Genomic DNA, 5,361 nt, shown 5'->3' with positions numbered 1-5,361 from the left:
CTGGATCGTGAGGATGTCGACGGTCTGCTGTCGGAGCTGGATGAGTACGCGGTCGAGCAGGCGTTGCAGATCGCGGACGCGGCGGACGATGCGGAGGTCACCGTGCTGACGGTGGGTCCGGAGGATGCCAAGGACGCGTTGCGCAAGGCGTTGTCGATGGGTGCGGACAAGGCTGTTCACGTCGAGGACGACGATCTGCACGGCACGGACGCGATGGGGACGTCGTTGGTGCTGGCGAAGGCGCTGGAGAAGACGGGTTACGACCTGGTGATCTCGGGCATGGCGTCGACGGACGGCACGATGGGTGTGGTTCCGGCGCTGGTGGCCGAGCGGCTGGGTGTGCCGCAGGTGACGCTGCTGTCCGAGGTGTCGGTCGAGGGCGGTGTCGTGCGGGGCCGCCGGGACGGTGACACGGCGTCCGAGCAGCTGGAGGCGTCGCTGCCGGCGGTCGTGTCGGTGACCGACCAGTCGGGCGAGGCCCGTTACCCGTCGTTCAAGGGGATCATGGCGGCGAAGAAGAAGCCGGTCGAGTCGCTGGACCTGGACGACCTGGGGATCGACGCGGACGAGGTCGGTCTGGCCGGTGCCTGGACCGCGGTGGATTCCGCGGCCGCGCGTCCGGCCCGTACCGCGGGCACGATCGTCAAGGACGAGGGCGAGGGCGGCAAGGCTCTGGCCGAGTTCCTGGCCGGCCAGAAGTTCATCTGAGCCCCGCGCGCGCATTCCTTCGTTGTTTCTTCGTTCAATCGCAGGAGATTGAAGTCCCATGGCTGAAGTTCTCGTCTTTGTCGACCACGTGGACGGTGCCGTCCGCAAGCCCACGCTGGAGCTGCTGACGCTCGCCCGCCGCATCGGTGAGCCGGTCGCGGTGGCGCTGGGTGCCGGTGCGGCCGGCACGGCCGGTGTGCTGGGTGAGCACGGTGCGGTGAAGGTGCTGGTGTCCGAGGCACCTGAGTACGGCGACTATCTCGTGGCGCCGAAGGTGGACGCGCTGCAGGCGGCGTGCGCGGCGGTGTCTCCGGTGGCGGTGCTGCTGCCCTCCTCCGCGGAGGCCAAGGAGATCGCGGCCCGTCTCGCGGTCCGGATCGGCTCCGGCATCATCACCGACGCGGTCGACCTGGAGGCCGGTGAGCAGGGTCCGGTGGCCACACAGTCGGCGTTCGCGGCGTCGTTCACCACGAAATCCCGTGTCTCGCGCGGTGTTCCCGTGATCACGGTCAAGCCGAACTCGGCGCCGGTGGAGCCGGCGGCGGGTGCGGGCGAGGTCCAGAAGCTGGCAGTGGAGTTCTCCGCCCTGGCCACCGGCACCAAGGTCGTCTCCCGTACCCCGCGCGAGTCGACGGGCCGCCCCGAGCTGACCGAGGCCGCGATCGTCGTCTCCGGCGGCCGCGGCGTCAACGGTGCGGAGAACTTCCACATCATCGAGGCCCTCGCCGACTCGCTGGGCGCCGCGGTCGGCGCCTCGCGCGCCGCGGTCGACGCGGGCTGGTACCCCCACACCAACCAGGTCGGCCAGACCGGCAAGTCCGTCTCCCCCCAGCTGTACATCGCCTCGGGCATCTCCGGCGCGATCCAGCACCGGGCCGGCATGCAGACCTCCAAGACCATCGTCGCGGTCAACAAGGACGCCGAGGCCCCGATCTTCGACCTCGTCGACTACGGCGTCGTCGGCGACCTCTTCAACGTCGTCCCGCAGCTCACCGACGAGATCACCGCCCGCAAGGGCTGACCCCGCCGGACACAGCACACGGCGCAGCCAACGGCCCGGGGCCGCACGGTGGGTTTCCACCGTGCGGCCCCGGGCCGTTGTGCGCCGTGGTGCGTGCCGGTCAGCCCAACAGTTCCTCGATGAGGTCGGCGGCCCGCGGGGTGCCGCCCTCGGCCCGTGCCTCGGCCCGCAGCCGTGCCGAGCGGCCGGCGACCTCGGGGTCGTCGACGAGTTCGGTCAGCGCGGTCCGCAGCGTCTCGGCGGTGGCATCCGCGGTGTCGATGCGGCGGGCCACGCCCAGTTCCACGAGCCGGTCGGCGTTCATGAACTGGTCGGCACCCYGCGGGACGGCGATCATCGGCACCCCGGTGTACAGGCCTTCGGCGCTGCCGCCCATGCCGGCGTGGGTCACGAACGCGTCCGCCTGCTCCAGGATCGCGAACTGCGGTACCCAGGAGTGCACTTCGACGTTGTCCGGGATGGCACCCAGCTTCGCCCGGTCGGTGTGCCGGCCGATCTGGAGCACGACGTGCCAGCCGGGCAGGTCGCCGAACGCGGCCAGGCACTGACGGTAGAACTCGGGCCGGTCGGTGTATGCCGAGCCCAGCGAGACCAGCAGTACGCGCTCCGCGTCGGCGGGGCGGGTCCAGCTCTGCTCGGCGCCGCGCCCGCCGAAGCAGGGGCCGACGAACGTCACGGTGTCCGTGTCCACGTCCTCGCCGTGCGGCTGCATCGCCCGGGGGATGAGGGCGAGGGTGTGGTCGGGACGCCCGGCGAAGGCGTCCATGTCGGTGGTGGACGCGCCGCAGCCGGCGAGCCAGCCGGTGAACTTCGCCCGGTACGCGTCGGCTCCGGGCAGCGCCCACAGGTGGGCCGCCACGTCCTGTTCGTATCCCTCCCAGGCGACCATGGCCGGGGACAGCTGCATGAACGGGCGCTTCTGCGACTCGGCCAGCGCACGCCCCGCGTACGCCCCGATGTCGTACAGGTACAGGTCCGCGGGGTCGTCGTCGTAGACGGCCCTCAGCTGCGGAAGCACCTGGACGGCGTCGTCCAGGAAGAGGCCCATCGCGCCGATGGCGTCGTCGGGCCAGTTGTTGTCGGCGACCGGCAGGGTGGAGCCGTACGGGACGAAGTCGGCCCCGGTGGCCTCGATCCGGTCGGCCACCGCCGGGTCGTTGGCATACGTCACCCGGTGGCCGCGGGCCACCAGTTCACGGATGACCTCGATACTCGGCAGGACGTGGCTGACGGCGGGGATGCCGACCATGGCGATGTGGGCACGGCGAGGACGTGACATGGAAGATCACTCGATTCAGGTCTGCGGCGAAAAGGACACGGCGCGCCCGTGCGTCGGCCACTGCGGCCCGGAGGCCGGGTCGTGGGCGCGCACAGGGCGTACCGGACGGAGACGGGGCGCTGCCCCGTCCCGTGTCAGCCGTAGAGCTGTCGGAAGAACATGCCAAGGACGATAGTCGGTGGCCGGGCCCGTCGCACATGCTTTTCGGCCGGGCCGGGCACCGCGGCCGTCAGGCGGACGGGGCGGCGGCTTCGAGCGCGTCGACGGTGCCCGACATGATCGTGCGCACATGCGTGGTGATGTGCTGTGCCGGCCAGTCCCACCAGGCCAGGGCGAGCAGCCGGGCGATGTCCCGGTCGTCGAAGCGGGTGCGGACGAGGCGGGCCGGGTTGCCGCCGACGATGCCGTAGTCGGGCACGTCCTTGGTGACGACGGAACCGGCTCCGATGATCGCGCCGTTCCCGATCCGTACGCCGGGCATGACGGTCGCGCTGTGGCCGAACCAGACGTCGTGGCCGACGACGGTGTCCCCGCGGTTCGGCAGTCCGGCGAGCAGGTCGAAGTGGTCGGCCCACGAACCGCCCATCGTCGGGAACGGGAAGGTCGAGGGGCCGTCCATACGGTGGTTGGCACCGTTCATGATGAACCGCACCCCCGTGCCCAGGGCACAGAACCGGCCGATGACCAGCTTCTCCGGACCGTAGTGGTAGAGCACGTTCCGCGTCTCGAACAGCGTGGCGTCGTCCGGGTCGTCGTAGTAGGAGTACTCCCCCACCTCGATCAGCGGGGACTTCACCAGAGGTCTGAGCTGCACGACCCTCGGCTGGCCGGGCATCGGGTGGAGAACGGTCGGGTCGGCCGGTACGGGCATGTTGTGCGGTTCCTCACGGGGCGGCGGGCAGGACCGGTCCATGATCGTGCCCACCGCCCCGCAGCGACAGCGGTTTACCGCATCCGCGCTCCTCGGCGGAGGCTCGTCGGGGCGTCGGAGGTCAGGGCTGGAGGGGCATGGTCCAGCAGTTGGACGAGGTGCCCTTGCCCGAGAGCCGGTCCGTCATCCAGGAGATCGCATCGCCCTGGTCGGTGATCAGCGGGACCAGGTGGTTGGTGAGGAGCTTGTCGCCGAGGTTCGGCAGGACGACGGCGTCGTAGGTGACGTCGGCGCCCTTGCGGCACCAGTCCACGGCGAGTCGGCGCGCCTGGGCGTGGGGCACGATGTCGTCCTGCACACCGGTGGCCAGGCGCACCGGGCCGGTGGGCTTCAGCGTGCCGATGCGCTGCTTGTCGAGGGCGGCCTGCGCCTTGGGCTCGGCGGCGATGACGTCACCGAGGGACTTGCCGCTGGTGGTCCATTTGCTGCTCTTGGTGAAGCCGTAGCCCAAGATGGCGTCACCCACGCACATGGTGGAGGCGTCCTTCAGCGCGGCCCGGCCGGCGTCGTTGACGTTGGCCTCGACGACGTCCCGCAGATCGGCGTCGGACTGGGCGAAGCCGTTGATCGACCAGGCCAGGGCTCCGGCGAGGGCGCTGCCGTCGATGCCCTTCATGGTCGCGGTCAGGTCGGCGGGCGGCGCACCGGCGTAGGTGCCGGCGAGCTTGACGTCGGGTGCGTAGGCCGACTGGAGTTCGGCCGCCGACGCGCTGGCTCCGCCGCCCTGGCTGTAGCCGTACAGACCGGTGCGCGAGTCGGACGTGATCGAGGTGCCGGGCAGCTGACGCGCGGCACGGACCGCGTCCAGCAGGGCATGGCCCTGGTCGAGCCGGTTGACGTAGGTGTGGAGCCGGTCCGTCGCGCCGAGGCCGACGTAGTCGGTGACCACGACGGCGACGCCCGCGGAGAGCAGTCGGTAGATCGCCAGGGTCTCGTAGCCGACCGACACGGTCTCGGGGGTCAGGGCCAGCGGGTGCTGGAGGCTCAGGGAGGGCGCGCACTGGTCGCCCTGGCCGACGGTTCCCGAGGCCAGCGCCACCAGCGGACGCGGGCCCGATCCCTTCCAGCCGGCGGACGGTTCGATATAGGCGCCGGKCACCGCGACGGCCTGTCCGCCCGAGTCCGTGGAGCGATACATCAGCCGGGTCGCGGTGMCCGGCATCGGGCGGCCGTCCAGGCCCGGCAGGCTCAGCCCGAGGGGCAGCGGCTCGTGGCGGATCACCGCGCCGTTGGCGGAGGGCAGTTCCGCCGGCGGGTTGTAGAACGCGGGGATGGTGACCCCGCGGGAGACGACGGGCTGCGACCCGTCGGTGGCGGAGGCGGGTGCGGCGTACCCGGCCACGCAGGCCGCGGCGGTCACGGCGACGGCCACCGCGCGCATGCGTCCGGGGCGTGGCCCGCGGGCGGGGGAATCCATGGGGG

General features: G+C 71.4%; 5 protein-coding genes. 2 read left to right on the top strand and 3 right to left on the bottom strand.

Annotated features, from left to right (window positions below):
* Positions 1-708: electron transfer flavoprotein subunit beta/FixA family protein (locus EAO72_RS15665; RefSeq protein WP_148017949.1), on the top strand; the 708-nt coding region annotated here is incomplete at its 5' end.
* A gap of 58 nt (positions 709-766) precedes the next feature.
* Positions 767-1,729 carry an electron transfer flavoprotein subunit alpha/FixB family protein gene (locus tag EAO72_RS15660; RefSeq protein ID WP_148017948.1) on the top strand — a complete coding sequence of 321 codons (963 nt, stop codon included), beginning with the start codon at positions 767-769 and terminating at the stop codon, positions 1,727-1,729.
* 100 nt (positions 1,730-1,829) lie between these two features.
* Here the strand turns inward: EAO72_RS15660 and EAO72_RS15655 are convergent, their stop codons facing one another.
* From EAO72_RS15655 to EAO72_RS15645, 3 genes are all read right to left on the bottom strand, one after another.
* Complete coding sequence (locus tag EAO72_RS15655; RefSeq protein ID WP_261991489.1) at positions 1,830-3,008, bottom strand: macrolide family glycosyltransferase; 1,179 nt, start codon at positions 3,006-3,008, stop codon at positions 1,830-1,832.
* Between the two features lie 229 nt (positions 3,009-3,237).
* Complete coding sequence (locus tag EAO72_RS15650) at positions 3,238-3,879, bottom strand: CatB-related O-acetyltransferase (protein WP_148017947.1); 642 nt, start codon at positions 3,877-3,879, stop codon at positions 3,238-3,240.
* A gap of 121 nt (positions 3,880-4,000) precedes the next feature.
* Positions 4,001-5,320 (bottom strand): lipase family protein, encoded by a 1,320-nt coding sequence (locus tag EAO72_RS15645; RefSeq protein WP_410090346.1) that lies wholly within the window; start codon positions 5,318-5,320, stop codon positions 4,001-4,003.
* Positions 5,321-5,361 lie beyond the last annotated feature (41 nt).

The organism is Streptomyces sp. OR43 (assembly GCF_008042275.1).
Lineage (GTDB): Bacteria > Actinomycetota > Actinomycetes > Streptomycetales > Streptomycetaceae > Streptomyces.
Note: the sequence above shows the minus strand (reverse complement) of the source record. Positions and strands in the feature narration are given on the sequence as shown.

Bases quoted from the DNA above. Each gene is read 5' to 3' on its own strand.
- EAO72_RS15650 (WP_148017947.1), bottom strand. From the start codon at position 3,879: ATGCCCGTACCGGCCGACCCGACCGTTCTCCACCCGATGCCCGGCCAG.
- EAO72_RS15660 (WP_148017948.1), top strand. From the start codon at position 767: ATGGCTGAAGTTCTCGTCTTTGTCGACCACGTGGACGGTGCCGTCCGC.